The organism is Vibrio sp. 1078-1 (genome assembly GCF_033340475.1).
Genome location: NZ_JAWOWM010000312.1, coordinates 1 through 725 on the forward strand (window position 1 = coordinate 1; position 725 = coordinate 725).

At 44.8% G+C, this 725-nt stretch carries 1 protein-coding gene; it reads left to right on the forward strand.

Annotated elements, in window-relative coordinates:
* Positions 1–64 precede the first annotated feature (64 nt).
* The coding region (locus R7190_RS27285; protein ID WP_318137857.1) for an SLC13 family permease at positions 65–725 on the forward strand (661 nt) is incomplete at its 3' end.

Here is a 725-nt window from a genome sequence, read left to right on the forward strand (position 1 = left end):
CTACACACTGTCGTTGTGTTGCGGTTTGTTTCGCTCGTTTCGGGCTGTTTGGTAAGGAAAGGCTATGTGGGAACAAGGATTTGTATTAGCGATTTTGCTTGGCATTATCACTTGTTTGCTTGTGACTAAGATTAAGCCGAGCTACGTTTTTGCTGGTGCAGCCTTTATTGCTTTCATGGCGGGAATGATGGATTCCACGACCATTGCTGCGAACTTTACCAACTCATCATTGTTAACTTTGGTCCTGCTGATTCTCGCTTCTTGTGCATTAGAAAAAACGTTACTGATCAGTTGGGTGAGCCGTAGTATTTCAGAAGGTCATTTAGGCAGTGTGATCGCCAAGCTTGGGTTATCGACCGCCTTACTGTCTTCCTTTACCAACAATACGGCCGTTGTTGTGTCTTTGATTGGTGCGATTAAACGCAATCAACAGCACGCGCCTTCTAAGCTACTGATTCCACTTTCTTACGCGGCGATATTTGGTGGCACATTAACGCTTATTGGTACTTCGACCAACCTTATTATTAATAGCTTTGTGGAAGATGCAGGGCTACCGAGTCTGAGCTTTTTTACTCCGACGATGATTGGCTTGGCTGTCTTAGCTGGTGGTCTTTTAATTCTTATTCCGCTGAGCTATTTGCTGCCAAGTTACGATGACCAAAACCAAGAAGACTTACCGTATTTCCTTGAATCTCGTGTTGAACCAGGTTCCCCTTTGGTTGGCC